The organism is Nostoc sp. (assembly GCF_036917775.1).
Lineage (GTDB): Bacteria > Cyanobacteriota > Cyanobacteriia > Cyanobacteriales > Nostocaceae > Nostoc.
Genome location: NZ_JBALEQ010000021.1, coordinates 62433 through 84811, shown reverse-complemented (window position 1 = coordinate 84811; position 22379 = coordinate 62433). Strand labels below are relative to the sequence as shown.

The 22379-nt window shown below is 42.4% G+C and carries 18 protein-coding genes and 1 pseudogene; 11 read left to right on the top strand and 8 right to left on the bottom strand.

What is annotated here, in order from left to right; genetic code table 11:
- Positions 1–78: 78 nt before the first annotated feature.
- From V7K69_RS03170 to V7K69_RS03130, 9 genes and pseudogenes are all read left to right on the top strand, one after another.
- Complete coding sequence (locus V7K69_RS03170; RefSeq protein ID WP_190934077.1) at positions 79–423, top strand: hypothetical protein; 345 nt, start codon at positions 79–81, stop codon at positions 421–423.
- A 308-nt stretch (positions 424–731) separates the two neighbouring features.
- On the top strand, positions 732–1844 hold the full coding sequence (locus V7K69_RS03165; protein WP_335031344.1) for a ligand-binding sensor domain-containing protein: 1113 nt from the start codon (positions 732–734) through the stop codon (positions 1842–1844).
- 165 nt (positions 1845–2009) lie between these two features.
- A complete protein-coding gene (panB, locus tag V7K69_RS03160; RefSeq protein WP_335031342.1) occupies positions 2010–2780 on the top strand; it encodes a 3-methyl-2-oxobutanoate hydroxymethyltransferase in 771 nt (256 codons plus the stop codon).
- Between the two features lie 131 nt (positions 2781–2911).
- Positions 2912–3724: an Rpn family recombination-promoting nuclease/putative transposase gene (locus V7K69_RS03155; protein WP_335031340.1), complete on the top strand. Its 813-nt coding sequence runs from the start codon at positions 2912–2914 to the stop codon at positions 3722–3724.
- 6 nt (positions 3725–3730) lie between these two features.
- Positions 3731–3955: pseudogene (locus tag V7K69_RS03150) on the top strand (Rpn family recombination-promoting nuclease/putative transposase); the annotation flags it as partial.
- Between the two features lie 116 nt (positions 3956–4071).
- On the top strand, positions 4072–4767 hold the full coding sequence (locus V7K69_RS03145; RefSeq protein ID WP_335031336.1) for a Uma2 family endonuclease: 696 nt from the start codon (positions 4072–4074) through the stop codon (positions 4765–4767).
- Between the two features lie 180 nt (positions 4768–4947).
- Positions 4948–6264, top strand: a complete 1317-nt coding sequence (gene trmFO, locus V7K69_RS03140) for an FADH(2)-oxidizing methylenetetrahydrofolate--tRNA-(uracil(54)-C(5))-methyltransferase TrmFO (protein WP_335031334.1) — start codon at positions 4948–4950, stop codon at positions 6262–6264.
- A gap of 200 nt (positions 6265–6464) precedes the next feature.
- Positions 6465–6866 carry a fasciclin domain-containing protein gene (locus V7K69_RS03135; RefSeq protein ID WP_012410532.1) on the top strand — a complete coding sequence of 134 codons (402 nt, stop codon included), beginning with the start codon at positions 6465–6467 and terminating at the stop codon, positions 6864–6866.
- A gap of 202 nt (positions 6867–7068) precedes the next feature.
- Entirely contained in the window at positions 7069–7404 is a 336-nt protein-coding gene (locus V7K69_RS03130; protein ID WP_335031332.1) for a hypothetical protein, read from the top strand.
- Here the strand turns inward: V7K69_RS03130 and V7K69_RS03125 are convergent.
- The 8 genes from V7K69_RS03125 to V7K69_RS03090 form a co-directional block, all read right to left on the bottom strand.
- Positions 7382–7948 (bottom strand): GNAT family N-acetyltransferase, encoded by a 567-nt coding sequence (locus V7K69_RS03125; RefSeq protein ID WP_335031330.1) that lies wholly within the window; start codon positions 7946–7948, stop codon positions 7382–7384. The genes V7K69_RS03130 and V7K69_RS03125 overlap by 23 nt on opposite strands.
- Positions 7945–9300 (bottom strand): UDP-N-acetylmuramoyl-tripeptide--D-alanyl-D-alanine ligase, encoded by a 1356-nt coding sequence (locus V7K69_RS03120; RefSeq protein WP_335031328.1) that lies wholly within the window; start codon positions 9298–9300, stop codon positions 7945–7947. Before V7K69_RS03120 ends, V7K69_RS03125 begins: the two co-directional genes overlap by 4 nt.
- Positions 9301–9500: 200 nt before the next feature.
- Positions 9501–9947, bottom strand: coding sequence for a tellurite resistance TerB family protein (locus V7K69_RS03115; protein WP_335031326.1), 447 nt, complete (start codon positions 9945–9947; stop codon positions 9501–9503).
- Positions 9948–10126: 179 nt separating this feature from the next.
- Positions 10127–10264: a hypothetical protein gene (locus V7K69_RS03110; RefSeq protein WP_041566338.1), complete on the bottom strand. Its 138-nt coding sequence runs from the start codon at positions 10262–10264 to the stop codon at positions 10127–10129.
- Between the two features lie 445 nt (positions 10265–10709).
- Positions 10710–11630 (bottom strand): histone deacetylase family protein, encoded by a 921-nt coding sequence (locus V7K69_RS03105; RefSeq protein ID WP_335031324.1) that lies wholly within the window; start codon positions 11628–11630, stop codon positions 10710–10712.
- 181 nt (positions 11631–11811) lie between these two features.
- Positions 11812–14448 (bottom strand): EAL domain-containing protein, encoded by a 2637-nt coding sequence (locus tag V7K69_RS03100; RefSeq protein WP_335031322.1) that lies wholly within the window; start codon positions 14446–14448, stop codon positions 11812–11814.
- Between the two features lie 818 nt (positions 14449–15266).
- A complete protein-coding gene (locus V7K69_RS03095; RefSeq protein WP_335031320.1) occupies positions 15267–17060 on the bottom strand; it encodes a ShlB/FhaC/HecB family hemolysin secretion/activation protein in 1794 nt (597 codons plus the stop codon).
- Positions 17061–17442: 382 nt separating this feature from the next.
- Positions 17443–19218, bottom strand: a complete 1776-nt coding sequence (locus V7K69_RS03090) for an SWIM zinc finger family protein (protein WP_335031417.1) — start codon at positions 19216–19218, stop codon at positions 17443–17445.
- 538 nt (positions 19219–19756) lie between these two features.
- On the opposite strand from V7K69_RS03090, the gene lpdA reads away from it, so the two are divergent.
- Positions 19757–21181, top strand: a complete 1425-nt coding sequence (gene lpdA / locus V7K69_RS03085; protein WP_335031318.1) for a dihydrolipoyl dehydrogenase — start codon at positions 19757–19759, stop codon at positions 21179–21181.
- Between the two features lie 90 nt (positions 21182–21271).
- Complete coding sequence (gene trpC / locus V7K69_RS03080) at positions 21272–22162, top strand: indole-3-glycerol phosphate synthase TrpC (protein WP_335031316.1); 891 nt, start codon at positions 21272–21274, stop codon at positions 22160–22162.
- Positions 22163–22379: the final 217 nt, after the last annotated feature.

Genomic DNA, 22379 nt, shown 5'->3' with positions numbered 1-22379 from the left:
TATCAAATCACGTTTTGTACAACTTCCCCTAAACCCTTTTTTCCCCCCTTCATCGGGGAGAAGATTCGGGAAAAATTTTTGTTAGGGGTTGTTTTTGCCCAAGGGTTGCAGTTTTTTTGCGGCGGACACTTTGGTAGCGGTGGTAGCCCTCCTCACCAGTGTTATCCCCTTCTAGGGGTACACGACCTAGCGCTTCTACTGTTTCCTCTTTATACGAATCAAAATTCTTTTTTACCTCTTTTTCGCACCCGACTAAACCTTCTCAATTTCACCAAAACTCCCGCTTTTTGCGGCTTTATTTTAGATAATTCCCCTACAAATCGAGGTATTCAGGGGATTGGACTGGCTGGCAGACATTCCCACCTCTACACTCCTTCTATCTTCCCCGTTGATGGAAAAGATACCAGAAAAGAATTTACTTGACAGAGATTTAGCAGAGTGGTGAGCGAAAGATAAAAAATTGCACACCACGTAATTTGTAACTTATTCCACAATATATCAATAATTCGATAAGTTATTCTTTCAAAGTTTTGAACTTATATATTTAGTTTTGTTATTACATAATGATTTAACATTTTATTACAAACGCTTTACAAGGTGTCATCAATAGTGTTTTGGGACTGGGTAATAAGAAAGTATTCCTAAATATTTATTCTCCAGTCCCCAATCCCCAATGTTTAAAAAATCCCAACTAGGGGAACACTGAAATTAACCCAAAGCCAGTTTAGGTAATGACTATGGGTACTGTCTCCAAAGGAAATGTCACCGTGGTATTATTTTGCAAGCGTACTAGTTTATTGATTACTTCTATCTTTTTTGGGTTAATAGCTGTGCCAGGTATGGGATGGGCACAAAAAACTCCTGACATCAAATCATCTGATTTAACGCCCGCTTACCCACCTTCTGCGCCGCCACCGCGAGTAGAATCTTTGCCAGATGAGCGCGGAGTGCAAGAAAATTCACCAGAAACTGATTATCGTGTTGGTAACTTACTAGCAGATGTTACAGGCAATCTTTGGGTAGGTTCTTGGCGAGGACTATCGCGGATTGATCCTAAAACTGGCAAGATTATTTCTCGTGTTAGCTTACCGAATGTTGCCATTGGTGCTTTAGCCCAAGACAAAGTAGGACGTTTGTGGGTGGGAAGTTATGGCGGACTAGTTCGAGTAGACCCTCGCACCAATGAAATCACTGCACAGAATTTATTTTTGCCTTCTAAACGGGTTTTATCACTGTTACTTGACAAACGGGGTTATTTGTGGACTGGAACTGATAGTGGTTTAGCCCTAATTAGTCCTGACCAAGGTTTGATTATGACAACAGTAAAAAATCTGCCTGGTGTCAGCGCCAACACCCTAACTTTAGATGCTGAAGGTCAACTGTGGGTTGGCACTCTTGATGGATTGGTGCGGGTAAATACTGCTAGTGCTTCGATTATGAAGCGGATTGCTGATTTACCAGGGACGACTGTTCAAGCTTTAGCTATCAGTCCAGAAGGCTTAATTTGGGCGGGAATGCCGAATAATTTACTAGTCATTAACCCAAAAACTGGTGCGGTTTTGCGGTCTGTGACTCGCCTGCGTGGGCGTGATGTGACGGCGGTACGTTTTGCTAAAGATGGTAGTGTCTGGGTTGGAACTAGCAATGGTTTGTTACGATTAAATCCAAATACAGGCGCTGTGTTAGATGCAGAAGTTGCTGGACTTCCTTCTAGTCGGGTTCTTGCCCTTGTACCTGACATCAGCAATAAACTATGGATCGGCACTAGTGAAGGTCTGGCTTGGTTAATGCCTAAAACAGACAGTGCAAAAACCCATATTGCTTTCAGTCGCGCTGTTAAATGACAAATTAAGAGTTAGGAGTTAGGAGTTAGGAGTTATGAATTAAATTAAACTCTCAACTATTGACTCCTATCTTCACTGCTAACTCCTAACTTATATCTTCACTTCTAACTTGTAACTATTAACTCTTAACTCTTAACTCAGCACTCAGTACTCAGCACTCAAAAAATGGCAATCACTACCCAGCAATTAATTCAATGGAAACAACAGGGACGTTCAATTGTGGCATTGACCGCCTGGGATTATGCGATCGCTCAACTCATCGATGCAGCTGGTGTAGACTTAATCCTTGTGGGTGACTCTATGGCAGTAGTTTTAGGGTATGAAACAACACTGCCGATAACTTTGGATGAGATGATATACCACGCCAAATCTGTGCGTCGTGGGGTTAAACGGGCATTAGTTGTTGTAGATTTACCATTTTTGACGTATCAAGAAAGTCTTCAACAAGCAATGCACTCAGCTGGGCGGATACTGAAGGAAACGGGCGCTCAAGCGGTAAAATTGGAGGGTGGTTATCCAGCGATCGCAGAAACTATTACTCGTTTGGTAGAAGCTGGAATTCCGGTAATGGGTCATGTAGGTTTGACACCGCAATCGGTACATCAACTGGGTTTGCGACAACAAGGAAAAACCCAAGAAGCGAGTGAAAGAATTTTACTTGAAGCGATCGCTCTCGAACAAGCAGGTGTATTTTCTATAGTTTTAGAGCATATCCCCGCAGATTTGGCAATGCAGATTACACAAAAACTTAGTATTCCGACAATTGGTATCGGTGCAGGAACTCATTGCGATGGACAAGTTTTAGTTACCTCAGATGTAATCGGACTGTCTGAGAAACATCCACCATTCGCCAAGGTTTACACCAACTTGCGAGAGACGATTACCAAGGCTGTGCAAGATTATGCCGTGGAAGTGCGCGATCGCAAATTTCCATAAGCATGGAATTTACGATCAAAAAATATAAAAAGCTGCTAAATAGCTAGTTTTCCATCTGGGATAATTTATGCAATCAGAGAGCAGCACATTATAAAATTGCTGAAGTTCAAAATTGTGCTTTAACATCCAGAGTGAAAACTGACAGCATCTTTTATCGTTTATTTCAAGAATTCCCTAGTATATTCTTTGAACTGATTGGGAATCCTCCTGAGACTGCGAATACCTATCAATTCTCTTCAGTTGAAATCAAACAAACTGCCTTTAGAATAGATGGTGTATTTCTTCCTACTCAAGACCAAGAAAATCCGATTTATTTCGTTGAAGTTCAATTTCAACCAGACTCAGATATTTATTTGCGTCTAGTTTCAGAAGTATTTCTCTATTTGCGGCAAAAGAAATCTAAAAATTCTTGGCGAGGAGTGGTGATTTATCCCAGGAGGAATATAGATACTGGTGAACGACAAGATTGCCACGAATTTTTCAACAGCGATCGTATTAGTATAATTTACTTGGATGAACTAGGTGAAGCTGCATCACTACCAATAGGTATTGCTACCATCAAGTTAGTAATTGAAAATGAAGATACAACTATTACCACCGCCAGAGAACTAATTAACCGTACAAAACAAGCGGTAAATTTGCAACTGCCACAAAAAGAATTACTAGAATTAATAGAGACAATCCTAGTTTATAAATTGCCTAACATAAGTCGAGAGGAGATAGAAGCGATGTTTGGGTTAAGTGAGTTGAAGCAAACACGGGTTTATCAAGAAGCTAAACAAGAAGGTAAAGAAGAGGGTAAACAAGAAGGTCGTTTTGAGGCAAAGTTAGAAGCTGTACCTAAACTGCTAGCACTAGGTTTAAATGTGGAACAGATATCACAGGCGTTAGATTTGGATGTTGCACAAGTCCAGCAAGCAGTACACCAAACGCCTCTAAATTAATAGTGTCGAGAGGAGATAGAAGCGATGTTTGGGTTAAGTGAGTTGAAGCAAACACGGGTTTATCAAGAAGCTAAACAAGAAGGCAAACAAAAAGGTCGTTTTGAGGCAAAGTTAGAAGCTGTACCTAAACTGCTAGCACTAGGTTTAAGTGTGGAACAAATATCACAGGCGTTAGATTTGGATGTTGCACAAGTCGAGCAAGCAGTACACCAAACGCCTCTCAATGAATAAGTTCAGACAAGCGATGTTTGGCGACAAGCCTTTTTGCGTCTAAGCATTTTAGATTAAAGCGATCGCCATCTCAACTATAAATATCAGCTAAAAACCCCATACTTGGAGGTGCAGCAATGGTACAACAAGTCACACCAGAAACCCAAATCGAAGTCATCTACCCGGAAAGCGACGGACAGCCAATGGCGGATAATACAGAACAATTTGCATGGATTGTCAAAATTAAAGAAAATTTAGAAATCCTATTTGCATCGACAACTGATGTATTTATCGCCGGAGATTTGTTTTGGTATCCAGTTAAAGGAAGCCCGAATCTTAAACAAGCACCTGATACGCTTGTAGTTTTTGGCAGACCAAAAGGAAAACGGGGTTCTTATTTACAATGGGATGAAGATAATATCCCCCCACAGGTAGTATTTGAAATTCTATCGCCAGGTAACACCCTCAAAGAAATGACTAAAAAATTGCAGTTTTACCAGCGTTACGGCGTGGAAGAATATTATATTTACGATCCGGCTAAGAACGATTTAAATGGCTTGCTCCGTTCTGGGGATAGTTTTGAAGTCATTGAAGAAATGAATGGCTGGGTAAGTCCGCGTTTGGGAATCCGTTTTCAACTAACATCGGATACACTGGAAATTTTTTCCCCTTCTGGGCAGAAGTTTTTGAGTCCCGTAGAAATTGATCGGTTACGGGAACAGGAACGTCAAGCAAAGGAAGCGGCTTTGGAAGAATTAGAAAAAGAGCGCGATCGCTATCAAGAATTGTTAGCTAAACTCAAAGAAAAGGGAATTGATACAGATAATTTATAATTTTTGGCTCTAAATCAGTTCTTTTTTGAAGGTTATATAAAATACAGGCATAGCAGAGATTATCTGGTGTTGTTAATCCACCATGTTTTACGCTGATTATATAGTCAGCATGACTTTTTATTTAATTTACTTCTGTGATGCTGGTGGATACTTAATAATACAGGAACTAAAAATTTAGCTATGGAACAACAACCGATACAAGTAATTGGAGGTGGACTAGCTGGAACTGAAGCAGCGTGGCAAATAGCCCAAGCTGGAGTACCGGTAATTCTGCATGAAATGCGTCCAAAACGTTTCAGTCCTGCTCATCATACAGAACATTTGGCAGAATTAGTCTGTAGTAATTCCTTTGGGGCAATGGCAAGCGATCGCGCGGCGGGATTATTGCACGAAGAATTACGTCAACTTGGTTCTATTGTCATCTCCAAAGCTGATGAACACGCCGTACCTGCGGGAGGGGCGCTAGCGGTAGACAGGGGACAATTTGGCCAAGACTTGACTCAAACTTTAGCAGATCATCCTTTAATTGAATTTCGCCGGGGTGAAGTATCTGCGATTCCTGAAGGAATTGTGGTTTTGGCAACTGGACCTTTAACCAGCCCCGAATTAGCCGAAGATTTGCAGCGCTTTACGGGGATGGAATACCTGAGCTTTTTCGATGCCGCTAGTCCGATTATTGTGGGAGAATCGATTAACCGTGACGTTGCTTTTATGGCATCACGTTATGACAAAGGTGAAGCCGCTTATCTCAACTGCCCAATGAATAAAGAGCAGTATTTGCACTTTCGAGAAGAACTTTGTAAAGCGGAACAAATAGAACTCAAAGGTTTTGAACGGGAAACAGCGAAATTTTTTGAAGCTTGTTTACCCATTGAAGAACTAGCACAGCGTGGCGAAGATACCATGCGCTACGGCCCCCTAAAGCCAGTAGGATTGTCAGATACTCGCACCGGGGAACGTCCTTATGCTGTGGTGCAGTTGCGACAAGAAGACAAAGCCGGTCAACTGTGGAATATGGTAGGATTCCAAACTAATCTGCGTTGGGGTGAGCAAAAGCGGATATTTCAGCTAATTCCCAGTTTGGAAAAGGCGGAGTTTGTGCGGTTGGGAGTTATGCACCGCAACACTTTTATTAATGCCCCTCAGCTAATGCACCCTACTCTGCAATTTAAAGAACGTCCAACGTTGTTAGCTGCTGGACAATTGATTGGTACTGAAGGCTACACTGCTGCGGCTGCGGGTGGCTGTTTGGCGGGAATTAATGCAGCGCGGCTAGCTTTGGGTAAAGAAGCTTTAGTTTTGCCACCAACAACAATGATGGGTGCGTTATTGGAATTTATTAGTTCCGCTTCGCCAAAGCATTTCCAACCAATGCCCCCCAATTTTGGGATTTTTCCCGAATTGGGTGCGAAAATCAAAAGTAAACAAGAGCGTTACGGACGTTACCGCGATCGCTCTTTAACCGATCTAGCAAATTGGAAAGCTAATCGGAATTAATGGGAATTGGGAATTGGGAAGAGGACTTGGGGACAAGGAGAAAGACTTGTTTCAAGTTCTCACCTCTTGTCCCCTTGTCTTCCTACCTCCCCTGCTCCCTGCTCCCTGCTCCCTTCCCTCTGCTCCCTGCTCCCCTATTTAATAAAACTTCAAATAGGTTTATTATCCTTTAAAATCTTTTGCAAAATTTAGGTAGATATATGGCTGATATTGTTGATATTGCTGTTACGGCTGAGTCTTTCAAAACACTAGTGGCGGCTGTACAAGCTGCTGGTTTAGTAGAAACATTAAAAAGTCCTGGGCCGTTCACTGTCTTTGCGCCAAATGACGATGCTTTTGCCAAATTACCGCCGGGAACTATCCAAACTCTGTTACAGAATATTCCCCAGCTAACGCGGATTTTAAAGTATCATGTCGTTCCAGGAAAGCTGCTAAAGGCTGATTTGGCAGAACTCGGCACGGTTAATTCTGTGGAAGGTTCACCGATTAAAATTCATTCTTTAGATGGTTTTGAAGTTAAAAATGCCACAGTTTTAGCAGCAGATATCGAAGCTGATAATGGCGTGGTACACGTTATCGATACCGTGATTTTACCGGGTTAATTCAGCTAGGGTGGGTGTTTTCCACCCTACTTATCCAAAATCTTTACAATTAACTAACTATTGAGTAGTATCAAAACGCAACTCAATATTTTAATTTATGTTATGTTTGCAATGTGATTACTCACTCACCTGTTAATCTAAATTTAGTTATTTTAAAATAAATTAAGTTCTTAAAAAGCTAACATCTATCCCAACAACATTAATGCTCGATTTTAACACCTTAGTAGAGTTCTCTCGTGGTAACTGCATAAGTATTTGTGCGTTTCTCGTTCCAGCAAACTTGCTTGTCACAATTTTAACAATGGGTCTTGTAGCCTTACGTCGCCCATCATATCAAGTATGGCAATCTGCTGGAATTGCTAGCTTTTTCGCTTCTGTAATGATTCTGCACGTATATACTTGGTTCATGATTGGCGTGGTGATGGCTCCTACTTATATCTTGCTGTGGCTAGCAATCACGTGTTTGGTGACTAATTTGGGAGCAATTCTTTATCAAAGACGTTACAGTAACAGCCCTAGCCTTTCCAACAACGTCTGAAATCTAGACTTCTCCATTCATGCTCAAGGATGGCATATAGCCAAGAGTCTCGCCATTCTCCCTTAATCCAATGGTGTTCTCGCAAATACCCTTCTTGCTGCATTCCAATTTTTTGCATAACTCGTGCTGAAGCAATGTTTTCTGGATGACAAGTCGCAAATATGCGATGTAAGCTTAACTCCTGAAAACCAAATGATACAACTGCTTTTACAGCTTCTGTTGCATATCCTTGTCCCCAAAATTTTTTAGTAAAACAGTATCCAATAGAGCCTGTTTTATTATAAATATCCTGAACGGATATGCGACAGATACCAATTAATTGCTGTTGGGTTTTTAAAGTCACTGCTAGCGCAAAATGTTGACGGGGTTCTTCTCCTTGTAATGAAATTTCCCTTTGCAAAAAGTTTTTGGTATCTTCTTCGCTATTAGGGCCAAAAGTCAAATAACGCACAACTTCATCATCGCTAGCGTATTGATGAACCGCTTGCCAATCTGATTCTACAAAGTCTCGCAATATGAGACGTTGGGTTTCTAGTGGTATCATCTGGATAATTCTGCACGTAACTGATTGACAACCCGATCTAATCCCACGGAATGGGCGGCTTTGAACAATAAACGATCGCCTGTTTGTACAAATGTCTTCAACCTAGCCACTAACTCGGCATGAGTTGCAAAGCATTCCGACGGGATACCTTCGGCACTAAGAGCGATCGCTTCGGCATCTTCTCCATCTACCAAAACCAACAAGCCGTCTAAATTCAACTTTCGGACTGTTTCTCCCACTCGCTGGTGCAACTGCTGCGATCGCTCTCCCAATTCTTTCATTGCACCCAATACGGCAATTTTCCGCTTTCCGGGTGTGTCTGCTAATAATTGCAACGCTGCAATCATCGCTTCTGGTGCAGCATTATAAGTTTCATCTAAGATTATCACATCATTGGCCAAGGTAAATCGCTGCGATCGTCCTGTGGGCATATCCACTTCTACACCTGCTTTCAGGCTTGCCCAATCAATCCCCAACACTTTTGCTACCGCTAAAGCTGCTAAGAAATTAATCGCATTGTGACGACCAGGTAGCGGTAGAGGTAGTTGGATTCCTCCAACTTCCACAGTTTCGTTATCAATTAACTGCCCTTGGATATCCCCACCAGAGAAACCGTAAGTCAAAACTTCTCCTTGCCAAACTTTCGCCGCAGTAGCCATTAATAAAGGATTGTCGTGGTTGAGAATTGCCACACTATCAACAGCCATTTCAGCTAATAACTCACATTTTGCCTCAGCGATCGCTTCTTCGGAACCCAGTAATTCAATATGTGCCGTCCCCACATTGGTAATTACTCCAATTGTGGGACGCGCTATTTGTGTCAGTTCGGCAATTTGTCCCCTACCCCGCATCGCCATTTCAATTACAGCGTAGTCATTCTCTGCGCCAAGTTCTAGGAGAGTTTTCGGAACACCAATTTCGTTGTTGTAATTTCCATAAGTTTTATGAACTCGCCCCTTTGTTCCTAAAACTGCGGCGATCAATTCTTTGGTTGTTGTTTTACCCACAGAACCTGTTACGCCAATTACAGGAATATTAAAGCGATCGCGCCACCATCTGCCAATTTGTTGATATGCCTTTAAGGTATCTTTTACCCGCAATACTGGAAAACCAGGATTTTCGTATTCAAAATCTACAATTGCAGCTATTGCACCCTTTGCGATCGCAGTTGGCACAAATTTATGTCCATCAAATTTATCGCCTCGCAAAGCGACAAATACTTCACCCAGCTTCAGGGTACGGCTATCTGTTTGTATACCGCAACTTACTTGTGTTAAAGCAGTTTCAGATAAGTTTATCGGACTGGCCAAAAGAACTTCAACCAGTTGGGATAGGGTAGCAGAAAAACGCATAAGTAATTTACAATTTAAAGTTCAAAATTATAAAATCGAATTATGACACAATACTGCATTGAACAACAAGATTTGCTACTTCTCGAAAAAGTCGCAAATTTAAAATAACACCAAAAATAGTGCCAAAGAAGCTTAAGTCTTTTGGCACGCCTTTTTTAAAAGCTATTTATATAGTTTAATTAAGCAGATGCTTTATTTTCCTATCCCCGGTTTTTAATTAAGATTACTTGCATAATTTGTAGGGCTATCTCACGAGAAACGCCTAAAGCTTGATATAGATCGTTTAAAAAGCTTTTTTCTTCTTCAGCTACAAGACCTTCAGCTAAGACGAAATCAGTGGCTACTGCAAAGGCTGATTCTCGCAAGTCTTGAGATAGAGAATCCTTTGCAGCATCAAATAAAGCGTTAAAACCATTCCCCTTGAAAATGCCCAATATTTGGTCAAACAGCCTATTCATCATCTCATGAGGATAACCTGTAAAAAGTTTCATCCGAGACAGCACAAAAGTGATAGAATTTGCCTGCTCAACAGAAAGATAACCGTCTGAAGCTGTTGCCGCCAAAACAATAACAGCAAAAGCTTCCGCTGAATTGAGTGCTGCTTGGGTTTGGTTTTCTGTACCCAAAACAGCGTCAAATAGACTCATCTATAGTAACTCCTTGGCTAGAGTCTCAATAGCGCTACAGTTACCTGTATGTTTGGTAGATTTACAGGTAAGACTATAGCGCCGTGAGACTTTCATGCTTTAGTATTCCCAAGATTTGTCCACGGCGAACACTTGCACCTAATGGTTTTTGGCAATAATTACAATTGCCATCTGTAAATTTAGCGTTCTCCTGCCTTTTCTATTGTTTCAATTACCGCTAAACCTATACCAGAAGCTGCTATTAACAGTACTGCTGATATCAAATAGGCATTAGTCAACATCCGTAGGGCTTCACCGAAAAAAATGTAGGTGGTCATTGCTTCACCTTTTAAAATTTGTGCTGCTAGTACTTTTTATTTCTCCACACCCTGATAGGTGAATTTCGCTGAGAAACTGCTAGCAATTGCATCTTAACAAAACTTTAGCTCTTTCAGAACCCCATTCAAAATTTTTATTTCTGAAGATTTGATGAACTTGACACAAAAGTGCATTAAGTATGGGGCATGAGGAAGAAAAGGGCTTAAAAGGGTAAGTATTTGGTATTTGGTCATTTTTTAACTATTTCAACCGATGTTTAAATCCTGAAACGACTAAACTACGTTAAATAGTTGAGAATTTTCTCAATTATTTTCGACATACTAAAAAACCTATCCTTGAAAGGAAGAAAAAGCAAAGAGACTTGTCTTCAACTCTTTAGTTCAAGAAACCTTTGCCTGCTTGATTTTTGTGAACTTTTGTTCGGTATGAGGGGAAAAAGGAAAGTTAAAGTAAACAGGGTTCAATCGTCGTTACAACTGATTGAGAAAGAGTCTCAAAATCGTAACCACCTTCTAAGCCAAACAGAATTTTACGAGTTAAGCCTAGACAATAATTAGTAAATAAAGCATAGTCTTCTGGCTGCAAATTGATACTTGCTAGAGGATCTGCGGCATTGGCATCATAACCAGCACTCACAATCAGTAAATCCGCTTGAAAGTTGGCTAAAAACGGTATGACTTGTCTTTCAAATAGTGGCTGATACACTGCAATATCACTACCAGGAGGTACTGGTAAATTTAATACATTATTATGAAAGCCGTGTTCTGTGGCTCTTCCAGTACCGGGATAACATGGATATTGATGTAGGGAACAGTAGGCGATACGTGCTTCACTTTCGACGATCGCCTGAGTACCATTACCGTGATGTACATCCCAATCGAGAATGGCGACGCGGTTAATTCCGGGTTGTTCGAGGGCAAAGAAAGCAGCGATCGCAGCATTCGAAAATAGGCAAAAGCCCATCCCAGCATCACGTTCTGCATGATGTCCTGGGGGACGTGCTAATACAAAAGCTGGATTAGCCGACTTTAATACAGCCTCAACACCATCTAGCCATGCACTGACTGCCAACAATGCCACATCATAACTGCGTGGGGAAACTGGCGTATCTCCATCCAAAGGGCCACCGCCACTAGAAGCGATTTGCCAAAGTTTTTTGATGTAGGCTGGGCTATGAGCTTTAACCAACATAGACATCAGTAATGGCTGTTCTGATACTGGTGTGGGCGATCGCCAGTCAATTTTATCTGCGAATGTAGCTGCTTTTAGGGCATTTGCGATCGCAGTTAAACGTTCTGGTTTTTCGGGATGGTATTTTCCAGTCTTGTGATCTAAAAATTCGTCGGAATAGATGACTGGCAGCATAGGACGAAAAAGTCGGCAGCAGGACAATAAACAATTCGTAATTCGTAATTATGTTTTATGACTGAACTTTACTCCGACACAAAACAAGCTGTTTATGGAAACGGGGGTATCAACCCCTAGGAATTACAAATTATGATGAATGCTATTGTATCGTTACTGGTACAAACAATTTTTTCTTGTACTAGATGATTGGTCGTTTACTTTCGAGGATTTCTGTTGCTTTCTGTTCAGGAAGTGGGCGGTAGAAGAAATAGCCCTGTACCTCCTCACAGTTGATAGATTTCAAGAACTCCAATTGCTCTGCTGTTTCCACCCCTTCGGCTGTCAACTTCAATCCCAAGCTGTGTCCCAAGGTAACTATGGCCTGGATAATATGAGATACTTTTGAATCCGGCTTCAAATCTCTCATGAAAGACTGATCTATTTTAAGATTGTGGAGTGGCAAAAGCTGTAGGCGCGAGAGCGAAGAGTGACCTGTACCAAAGTCATCAATGGAGATGTGAACACCCATCTGCTTTAGCTCCTCTAACACCGTTCTGGTAAAACCCAAGTCCTCAATGGCTGTGGTTTCCATAATTTCTAATTCTAAAAAGTGGGCATCTAGACCCGTTTCCTCTAAAACTGTGGTTATAATGTCCACCAATTTGGGTTGGCGGAACTGCTTCAGAGAAAGATTGACAGCCATAGTTATAGGTGGCAATCCTGAATCTTGCCAGGTTTTATTTTGCATACAGGCTGTCCGTAGCACCCATTCGCCGATGGCGATAATTAATCCGCTTTCTTCGGCGAGGGGAATGAAGACACTAGGTGCTACCAATCCCATTTCTGGATGCTGCCAACGCAACAGAGCCTCCATACCAGTAATTTCTCCTGTGGCAATGTTTACACGAGGTTGATAGAACACCGTAAATTCTTCACGTTCTAGGGCATAGCGCAAACTCTTTTCTAAAGTCAGAAGTTCAGGATTTTTGGCGCTAAGAGAAACACTATAAAATTGATAGTTATTCCGCCCTTTGTCTTTGGCGTAGTATAAAGCGGCATCTGCGTGCTGAATTAGTGTTTCGGCATCAGGACTGTTGTTATCAAGCAACGCAATACCGAGGCTGGCAGTTACATAAAGTTCATGCCCTTGGAGATAAAAAGGATCTTCTAAAGTTTGTAAAATTCTGTACGCCACTTGCGTTACTTCTTCAATATCAGTAACTCGTGGGAGTAAGATAGTAAACTCATCGCCTCCCCAACGGGCTATAGTGTCTCCCCCTCTGAGTAAATCTTGTAATCTTTGAGCGACGTTTTTTAACAACTGGTCTCCCAAAGTATGCCCCAGAGTGTCATTAATTACCTTGAAGCGATCCAGGTCGAGGAAGATCACAGCTAAACTTTCGTCGTTTCGAGTGGCATTGGGCAGAGTTTTACTCAGCAGTTCATTAAATAATAGGCGATTGGGCAACCCTGTCAGCATGTCATGGAGGGCTTGATAGCGAATCTTTTCTTCTACTTGCTGACGTTGCCTAGCACCAATAATACTAGCGGCCATTGTCAAAAGTGTAGATTCTTCGTGCTTTGACCAATGACGCTCAAAGGTGCAGTCTGCCAAGCCAAGATAGCCCCAACACTCATTTTCCAAGCGGAGAGGTACCAAAAGAAGGGATTGAATACCATCTCTAATGAGGAATTCTTGTTCGGCGATCGGAAATTTTTGGGTGAGTCCGCTAATTGACTGGCCGCTACAAAGAACAGTATACCAACGGCCTAATCCAGAACCTTGATAAACCTGATTCTGCCAATGGTGGTGGGTAGATTCAATTAAAGATTGCGTCCATTCAAACCGCAAACTGACTGCTCTTTCTCCTGTAGCAGGATGGGGATGGTTCTGAAAAAGATAAGCACGATCTGCTTTGGCAGCTTCGCCCAGTATAGCCAAAGCCCGCTCAATACCAGTCTCGTAATTCATTTCCCCCAGCAAATAATTAGCGGCTTCTGCAACTGCTTGGAGCAAGCGATCGCGCTGACGCAATTCGGCTGTAGCTTGTTTTTGCTCCGTAATATCCCTAATAATAAAAGTTCTAATTAAATCACTTTGAGGAAGGTAGAGAACGGATTGTTCAAAAACTTCTGTATCTACTTCCACCTCCCGCACAAAAGAATTGTTTTCTAAATTTTTAACTGTACTTAGGAGTCCTGCTAATATTGGGTGTTCCGTCCCAAGTTCCCTGAGTTTGGGAAACTTGAGAGTAGCAGCAGGATTGATGTAAGTCACTGTTCCCTCGAAATCCATCTCAACAATTGCATTGGGGATGAGTTCAGGGAAGGATGCTAGGCGAGCTAAGGCAGACTCACTAGCTGCTTCCAAGCTGGGATCAATAGCTAGGGTTTGAAAAGGATTGGCAGGACTGGCTTGCTCTGATAGGAAACCAGATAAGTCTTCAACATCAAAAGATTCAGAAAATGCTTCTTCTGAAATATTGGAAATAGCATAATATTTAGCCTGAGCTTGATTACTGCCAAAGGCAATACTATCTCCATTTCTAAGATTATGAGAAATGGATTTAGTACCATTTATAAATAAGCCATTAGTACTTCCTTTACCCTTAAAGTTACCATCAATAATCTGGAAGCCATATTGGTCAGTCTCTGGAACAGTTACTCGCAACAAAATTGCGTGTTGCATTGATACTGACCGGGAAACCAAGACAATGGTGTTTGCAGGATGCCGCCCCAGAGAATAAGTAGTCTCTCGTAGGGGGACAGTTCTCCGCCCTTGCAGGTCTTTGATGACCAACAGATGGCGTATTTTTTCCCGCTCATTTCCTAGCATGGCTGTTCCTCAAATTCTCATAGATTTTTGTCTTAGTCTGAAAAATACAACTCCCAGAAGTGCGGTCTGAAAGTCTTCACTTCTAGCAAAACTTGCTTCATAAAATTTGTCACCACTTACGATCACAAAATTGGTGTGAGTTGCAAACCAACCATTTTATTTATGATTGACCTCTTGAATAATATGGCTAATTGTTCAATCAGTTTTGCGGTAGAAGTTCTAGCTTTTCTCTAGACTCATTTGGACTTCCAAAAAATAATTTATCTAGTAGGGTATGTTAGGGCCAGTAACGTACCACCTACAGATAACAGTTGCGTTACCTTGTCACGGCAACACATCCTACTGGCATGGCAATAGATGTAGGTTGGGTGAAGCGGAGCGCAACCCAACATATATCAGAATGTTGGCTTTGGCAAAGCCTCCAACGCCACTTGCTACAAGGCCAGAAACCCGCGCAACGCAGTGGCTCCCCAACCTACAATTTTTTTGCAAAATTTTAGTCTTGCCGTTCCACTATAACCACGATTATTGGTTGGAAAATTTTTTAACTGGAAGTCCTAGAGATAAGTTATAAGCTTTGTCCCTTCGTCTATTTAGCCCAACCTTGTCTTTCTTAGGATACCCAGAATTAAAATCAAACACTGAATAGAATATATAGTATATTTACGGATTTTTATTCTGAGTGGTGCAGAAACTCTGATTTTTAGTTTTTAATGACAAGAACCCCCATTAGTGTACTCTTAGGTCGAAGTAGCGTCTCGTTAGAGAAGCCTATTGTAGATAAGGTAAGAAAATAAACTGTTTCTAACACCTAAATTTTAAAAAGGATTATACAGTAAACTAAAATACAGACCGTTTTCTTGTAATGTTCTCTCATTTGATTCAACTGATATTAAAGGAACGCCCCAATCAAGACGAACAGTGAAGCGATCGCTCTGTGACCAACGCAACCCCAGACCAACAGCAGCTAAAGTATTAGGGTTGGGATTCTCTCTATCTGAACTATTCCAACCAACACCAAAATCCACAAAGGGAACAACCTGTAAGGTGCTATCTATCTTGGGTAAGCGCACAATTGGGATTTGAACTTCCGCAGAGACAAAAGTGCCATTATCCGTCAGCAGATAATCTTGACGATAGCCCCGAATACTATCTTGTCCACCTAAGCCAAATTGCTCTAAAGGCAGAAGTGTTCTAGATGCAAGTTGCGTATTTAAACGAAATAACATTAAGGTTTCAGGAGCTAAAAGGCGTACCCACTGCGCTTGTCCTTGCCAAGCAAAAAAACGGCTATCGGGAGCATTTTGATTAATCGTGGGACTCAAGATATCTATACCCAAACTAAATTGAGAGCGGAGGGCGATGACTTCACGGCTGTTACGACTCGTCCATTCTTGAAAAAATCGGAATGCAGATACCTTAGTGTGTCCCTGTTCATCAGCTCCTGGTGAAAGTACAGAGCCGGGAAACCCTTCTCTTTGTAGTAAAGACGAAATATCACTTTCGCGTCGGGAAGCTGTCAACCCAAGGGCGAATTCTTGTGTTGGAGTTTGAACTATGGGCTGGCGGAATGTCAGTTCGTAATAGCGAGAATCTGAGTGGATATCTAAAACGTTGAAAGGAGGTTCAATGACATCGCTTGATGTGATGCCATAGTTGAAAGTCAGTGTGCCATTACGGGGATTGAGTGGTAATGTATAGTTCGCGTCAAGGGAGTTGCTACCATCGGTATTAGTGTAAGCGACACCTAGAGCGTCTCCCAATCCCAATAAGTTGGCTTCATTCAATTGTAATCGGCGGCGAAAACTGCCAACACTAGGCGATCGCCCATTATCAAGAACTATCTGGCTACTAAAGGTTTTTGCCTCACTAACCTTAACTTCCAAAAGACTCGAACCAGTCCGCGATCCTGCTGAGAGTTCAGCAGAAACGTTTTGAATCAAAGGATTCAGTTGCAAGAGTTGTAGTGCTTCTAGTAGACGCTGGCGATTCAGAGGTTGTGATGTAGCGATCGCTAGGCGGCTGCGGACATAATTCGGATTTAACCGCCGAGTTCCAGTTACTTGAATATCTTCTAATTTACCTTCAACCACCTGAATTTTGACAACACCAGATTTGATTGTTTGGGGTGGGATGTATGCACCAGAGGTAATATAACCATTTCTGACGTATAGATCAGTAATTTTAGAACGTGCTTGATACACTTCAGTCAGCGAGATTGGTCGTTTGGTAAATTCAGCAGTTGCGAGGGCTAACTCTTTGGGACTGAAAACTGTGCTACCAATAACTTCAAACCGTTCAACAACAATAGTTTGAGGAAACTTACCAGGTAGGGGTTCATCAGGTGTGGGAGTTGGAACAGAGGGGGGAAATAGTTCTGCTGGTGGGGGAAGTGGCTGAGGCAGTTCAGGTGAGGGAATTGGCGAAGGTAGAGGTGGTTGTAAATCTTGTGGTGGTGGGAGTTGTTGTGAAAGGATGAAAGTACTAGTTGGTAATTGTGTAGTATCAACAGCCTGAGCTTTCAGTGGACTAGAAGATATGCTGCTGAGTAATACGAGCATACTCAGTGGTAAATGGGACGCTATAAGATTCTGAGGATATTTATTAATCATCGCACTGCACTATTTTTTGTCCGTAACTATGGAATTATACGGAAACTGTCTCAGATGTGAATCTTACTTCATCTTTTGCCGTTAAGGTTAATATCTTGGGCAAATTTCAATTTAAAAGCTCAAGAATTTGGTGATTGTAAACTTCAATTTGATCAGTGGTTTTTCATCAAAACTTTCTAGAGACGTAAAACTTTACGTCTCTACAACCCATCAAATGAAAGCTTAAAAATAATAGTTTTTACGAGTGTGAAGCGTAAAGAACCTTTGCGCTAGACGCAAGCAACGCTTGGGGAGATGAAACCGCTACTCTTGTTGGTGAAAACCTGCATGAGCAAGTTATGTCTTAGATTCAAGAATCCCCGTCGCTTCAGCGCGGGGAGTGTCAATCCATATCCCTTTGCTGCAACATTCCCATCAATTTACGTTTCCGAGCGTGGGTTTGCATCAAGTTTTCCCGATAGCTTAACCAGTCAGCTTTCTTCCCAGATTTTAAGTAGGCAGCACGGACTTTTTTTAACCATTCAACCGCATAGTAGTAATATTCTGCCTTACCTCCATCCATAATCTTTTCGGCACGGCGACGCGCATTAGCAATCACCCAAGTAGGATTGTGAGGGATAGCGGCATTCATGACGCGATGAATCAATTCTGAATCATAAGAACTGAGTTCACTTGCGATCGCAATTGCATCATCAATTAGCCCCTCATGCAAGAATATATCTACCTTGGCTGATTCTGTTCCCCAACCACTATAAGTACGAATAATTCTCAACAAGTCTGTTTTTACAGTTTCCCAGTTTTCCCCAGCTAATTCTGCCATCTTTTCGTAGTCAACAAAGGAGGGCTTGACTTGAAAAGCCGCCTTAATTGCTAATAAAGCAGCTTCGCTATTACCCAATTCAACAGCTAAATCACTTGTCCAAATTCCTAATTCATACTGACAATTTCCTGGTAAATTTAACCCACTCTGGGCTATATCTAGTGATTGCTGTAACGCCCCCTGTTCGCTGAGGGCTTTCGCTAAGGCAAATGCCTCTTCCATTGAGTTCATTTGGGTTTGAGCAGCATCAACTGCTTCTTCTACTCTGCCCAAACGCCCTAACATTGTGAGATAGTGCTGGGTTTGTCCTTCTGCTTCTGCTAAATATAGATATTCTTGGTAACGTTCTTGACGTTCAAGAATTTTTAGCCGAATTAGCGCCAAATCATCTGCATAGTCTGGCACGTCTTCTTCCCAAGCTCCCCTTTCGGTAATATTACCTTGGAGAACTTGCACTAGGGGCGGATAATCCCAACCTTGCCGTAAAGCTTCCATCACTAGGCCAAAATCAGCATTCCACTCATCTTGCCAAGCTTCCAAATTTATTTGAATATCAACTTTTTCTTCTGGGGTAAGTTCAGCAGTCAGAATTGCTTCACACCAAGCCTCATTTAATTCCCCGACAATTTCATCATTTTCAGCGCCGTAATCTGCAATATCGTCCCAATTTTCCACACAAGTAAAGGTAATCGCTTCTAAAATAGCGATCGCATTTTCACCCTCTCCTCGTTCGCTAAAAGCTACCGCAGTTTGCACCACACTCACCAATTCTTCAGCAATCGGGTCTTCTTCACACCCTTCCTCAAAGAAGCGCACAGCATCTCGAATAATTTGCCGGACTTGCCGTCGAATGGGAGCTGGATCAATAGTACGGCGGCGCAAGGGTTTTATGCTTGTTTGCTCAACAATAGGATTCGTCATCCAACCTACATGACGGTCAATCGCATCAATTAGTGGTGGGTATTCGTTTACCAACTCTTGCAGCAGTCTTTGAGTTTGGATATTATCCAGGCGATTGAGTAGTTGTTCTAGGGTGGGGCGCTGTTCAATACTTTCTGAATCACGCACACAGACAAGCATCGTGGCGATAATGTGTTTGCACCACCCGTCAAAGTTGTAGGCACAGGTGCAGTTTGCTGAGGTTAACCCACTACTATCGAAACTCAAATTGACGTGATAAGGTCTTGCTTCAGTACCTACTACTTCTGCTTGAAGCAGATGACCACGTTGGGTAACACTATGAACAGCACCAGCCTCATAGTATGCCTCGCCGCGTTGGAAAGATTTGGTGTTGGCATGACGGCGGATAGTAAATTCAGTAATTTGGGGAATAGACATCGAGCGATCGCCTGTGTAAATCCTCTGGATGAATCCTAAATCCAGCTTAGGTGTTAGGCGATGGTGCTGTAAAGTTATTGGGGAATGAGGAATAGGGAATTGGGCATTGGGAATTGGGAAGAGGACTTGGGGACAGGGAGAATTGGGGACAAGGGGAAAGACTGGTTTCAAGTTCTCACCTCTTGTCCCCTTGTCCCCTTGTCCCCTTGTCCCCCTGCTCCCCATTCCCCATTCCCTTAAAAAAAAATAAGTATCTAGATTTGACTATAATTACTGAAAACATCCATCTTTTCGCCCGAAGTCAGTGAATCATAATTGAAGTTAGCAACACCTGAACGTTAAATCAGTAGATAGTTATCAGGCGGATGGTAGGGGATTTAAATCAGTTAGCGGTTTCCAGTGTTCACTGAATAACTATGTGCTGGGGGCTTAAACCCAGCAACAAAACTGACAACTGATAACTGATAACTGTTAAAGGGGTTGCGCTGATTGTCGGTCAAGTTGAGAATAAATAGGCGAAGCAGACGGGGAACCTAACGTGAGTCAAGGATTTGATTACGATTTAGTCATTATCGGCGCTGGTGTAGGCGGGCATGGTGCAGCCTTACACGCCGTAAGTTGTGGTTTAAAAACAGCGATTATTGAAGCTGCTGATATGGGAGGAACCTGTGTTAATCGGGGTTGTATTCCTTCTAAAGCGCTGCTGGCGGCATCTGGGCGGGTGCGGGAGTTACGCGATGCCCATCACCTCAAATCGCTGGGAATTCAAATTGGTAGCGTGGAATTTGATCGTCAAGCGATCGCTAATCATGCTAATAATCTCGTCTCGAAAATTCAAGGGGACTTAACCAACAGTCTCAAACGTCTAGGAGTCGATATTATCAGGGGTTGGGGAAAAATCGCTGGGGCACAAAAAGTTGCTGTCACCGGAGACGGTGGTGAAAAAATCATCACAGCCAAAGACATCATCCTTTCCCCTGGTTCAATTCCTTTTGTACCTCCAGGGATTGAAGTAGATGGCAAAACTGTCTTTACTAGCGATCAAGGTGTGAAGTTGGAGTCACTACCAGACTGGGTGGCGATTATTGGTAGTGGTTACATCGGCTTGGAATTTTCTGATGTTTACTCAGCTTTGGGTTGTGAAATCACCTTGATTGAAGCCCTAGATCAGTTAATGCCAGGATTTGACCGCGATATTGCCAAACTTGCCGAACGCGTGCTAATTACTCCCCGCGATATTGAAACCAAAGTGGGGATATACGCCAAAAAAGTCACCCCTGGTTCACCAGTGGTAATTGAGTTAGCAGATTTTAAAACCAAAGAAGATGTAGATGTCATCGAAGTAGATGCTTGCTTGGTGGCTACAGGACGCATTCCAGCGACCAAGAATCTCGGTTTGGAGTCTGTGGGTATAGAACTCGATCGGCGGAATTTTATTCCAGTTGACGATCGCATGGCAGTACTATCAGGCGGTGAAGTAGTACCAAATGTCTGGGCAATTGGCGATGCTAATGGAAAAATGATGTTAGCACATGCGGCTTCTGCTCAAGGCATCATCGCGGTAGAAAATATAGTTGGGAGGGAAAGAATAGTAGACTATCGCAGCATCCCCGCAGCAGCTTTTACCCACCCAGAAGTTAGCTATGTAGGTTTAACAGAAACCGCAGCGAAGGAATTGGGACAAACCGAAGGGTTTGAAATCGCCACAAGTCGGAGTTACTTCAAAGGGAATTCCAAAGCGTTGGCAGAAAATGAAGCCGACGGTATTGCCAAAGTGATATATCGCAAAGACACCGGAGAAGTCTTAGGCGTTCACATTTTCGGACTCCACGCCTCAGACTTAATTCATGAAGCGTCAGCCGCGATCGCAAACCGTCAATCCGTCCAAAGCCTCGCACATCTAGTTCACGCTCACCCAACACTCTCCGAAGTCTTGGACGAAGCGTATAAACGAGCTATTTAGTCATTTGTCCTCTGTCATTTGTCCTTTGTCAATAAACAAGGACAAATGACCAATGACAAATGACCAATGACCACTGACAAATGACTAATTATGCAAATCCGTCGTCGTTCCCCTAACCCAGCTATTGCTGTATCCATGTTACGTTACCAGGCTGCCGTACCTGATTCAGCGCCAAACAACATCTTGGAAGAAATTGTCTGGCAGAAAGAAGTAGAATATGACCTGATGCGGGAAAAGGTTCCTTTGCAAGAATTGCGAAAGCAGGTACTGACTGCGCCGCCAACCCGTGATTTTGTTGCCGCTTTGCGCCAAGGTAAGACTAAGCCAGCATTGATTACCGAAGTTAAAAAAGCTTCACCAAGTAAAGGCGTTTTCCGAGAAGATTTTGACCCAGTAGCGATCGCCCAATCTTATCAGCAAGGTGGTGCTAGTTGTCTTTCGGTGCTAACCGATGTCAAGTTTTTTCAAGGTAGTTTTGAAAACTTAGCCAAGGTTCGGGCTGCCGTAGATTTGCCCCTATTATGCAAAGAGTTTATCATTTATGCTTACCAAATATACTTGGCGCGGATTCATGGTGCAGATGCGATTTTGTTGATTGCGGCTATCCTGGGCGATCAAGATTTGAAATACTTCCTCAAAATTGCTAACAACTTGAAAATGGCAGCTTTGATTGAAGTCCATAGCTTGGCAGAACTTGACCGTGTGTTAGCCTTGGATGGGGTCTCCTTAGTAGGAATCAATAATCGCAATTTGGAAGATTTCTCCGTTGACTTGCAAACTACTTGCCAACTTTTAGCTGCAAGGGGTAGCCAATTGCAGGAGAAAAACATCCTTGTTGTCAGCGAGTCAGGACTACACAACCCCGATGATTTGAGTTTAGTGCTTACAGCAGGTGCATCTGCTGTACTCATTGGAGAGTCTTTGGTAAAACAACCAGATCCCGGCGCTGCGATCGCCAGTATATTACCGAAGAATTTCTGAAATAAAAACTTCCCCTGTACCTCTTAGTGCAGGGCAACTAATGGGGCATACTATGCGTAGACACGCAGCACTTTGCTGTTAACTATTATCAATATCTTTGCCAAATCTTCATCGCTAATCAAATTAAAGCCATAAGCAACTAGTTATTTCTTATGTAACAATTTATGTAAGAGAGATGAAATTTGACTAAGACAAAATTCCAAATATGAAATCAAAA

Bases quoted from the DNA above. Each gene is read 5' to 3' on its own strand.
- V7K69_RS03130 (WP_335031332.1), top strand. From the start codon at position 7,069: ATGCTCGATTTTAACACCTTAGTAGAGTTCTCTCGTGGTAACTGCATA.
- V7K69_RS03145 (WP_335031336.1), top strand. From the start codon at position 4,072: ATGGTACAACAAGTCACACCAGAAACCCAAATCGAAGTCATCTACCCG.
- trmFO (WP_335031334.1), top strand. From the start codon at position 4,948: ATGGAACAACAACCGATACAAGTAATTGGAGGTGGACTAGCTGGAACT.
- V7K69_RS03100 (WP_335031322.1), bottom strand. From the start codon at position 14,448: ATGCTAGGAAATGAGCGGGAAAAAATACGCCATCTGTTGGTCATCAAA.
- trpC (WP_335031316.1), top strand. From the start codon at position 21,272: ATGCAAATCCGTCGTCGTTCCCCTAACCCAGCTATTGCTGTATCCATG.
- V7K69_RS03110 (WP_041566338.1), bottom strand. From the start codon at position 10,264: ATGACCACCTACATTTTTTTCGGTGAAGCCCTACGGATGTTGACTAAT.
- V7K69_RS03135 (WP_012410532.1), top strand. From the start codon at position 6,465: ATGGCTGATATTGTTGATATTGCTGTTACGGCTGAGTCTTTCAAAACA.
- V7K69_RS03165 (WP_335031344.1), top strand. From the start codon at position 732: ATGACTATGGGTACTGTCTCCAAAGGAAATGTCACCGTGGTATTATTT.
- V7K69_RS03120 (WP_335031328.1), bottom strand. From the start codon at position 9,300: ATGCGTTTTTCTGCTACCCTATCCCAACTGGTTGAAGTTCTTTTGGCC.
- V7K69_RS03105 (WP_335031324.1), bottom strand. From the start codon at position 11,630: ATGCTGCCAGTCATCTATTCCGACGAATTTTTAGATCACAAGACTGGA.
- V7K69_RS03125 (WP_335031330.1), bottom strand. From the start codon at position 7,948: ATGATACCACTAGAAACCCAACGTCTCATATTGCGAGACTTTGTAGAA.
- V7K69_RS03095 (WP_335031320.1), bottom strand. From the start codon at position 17,060: ATGATTAATAAATATCCTCAGAATCTTATAGCGTCCCATTTACCACTG.
- panB (WP_335031342.1), top strand. From the start codon at position 2,010: ATGGCAATCACTACCCAGCAATTAATTCAATGGAAACAACAGGGACGT.
- V7K69_RS03115 (WP_335031326.1), bottom strand. From the start codon at position 9,947: ATGAGTCTATTTGACGCTGTTTTGGGTACAGAAAACCAAACCCAAGCA.
- V7K69_RS03090 (WP_335031417.1), bottom strand. From the start codon at position 19,218: ATGTCTATTCCCCAAATTACTGAATTTACTATCCGCCGTCATGCCAAC.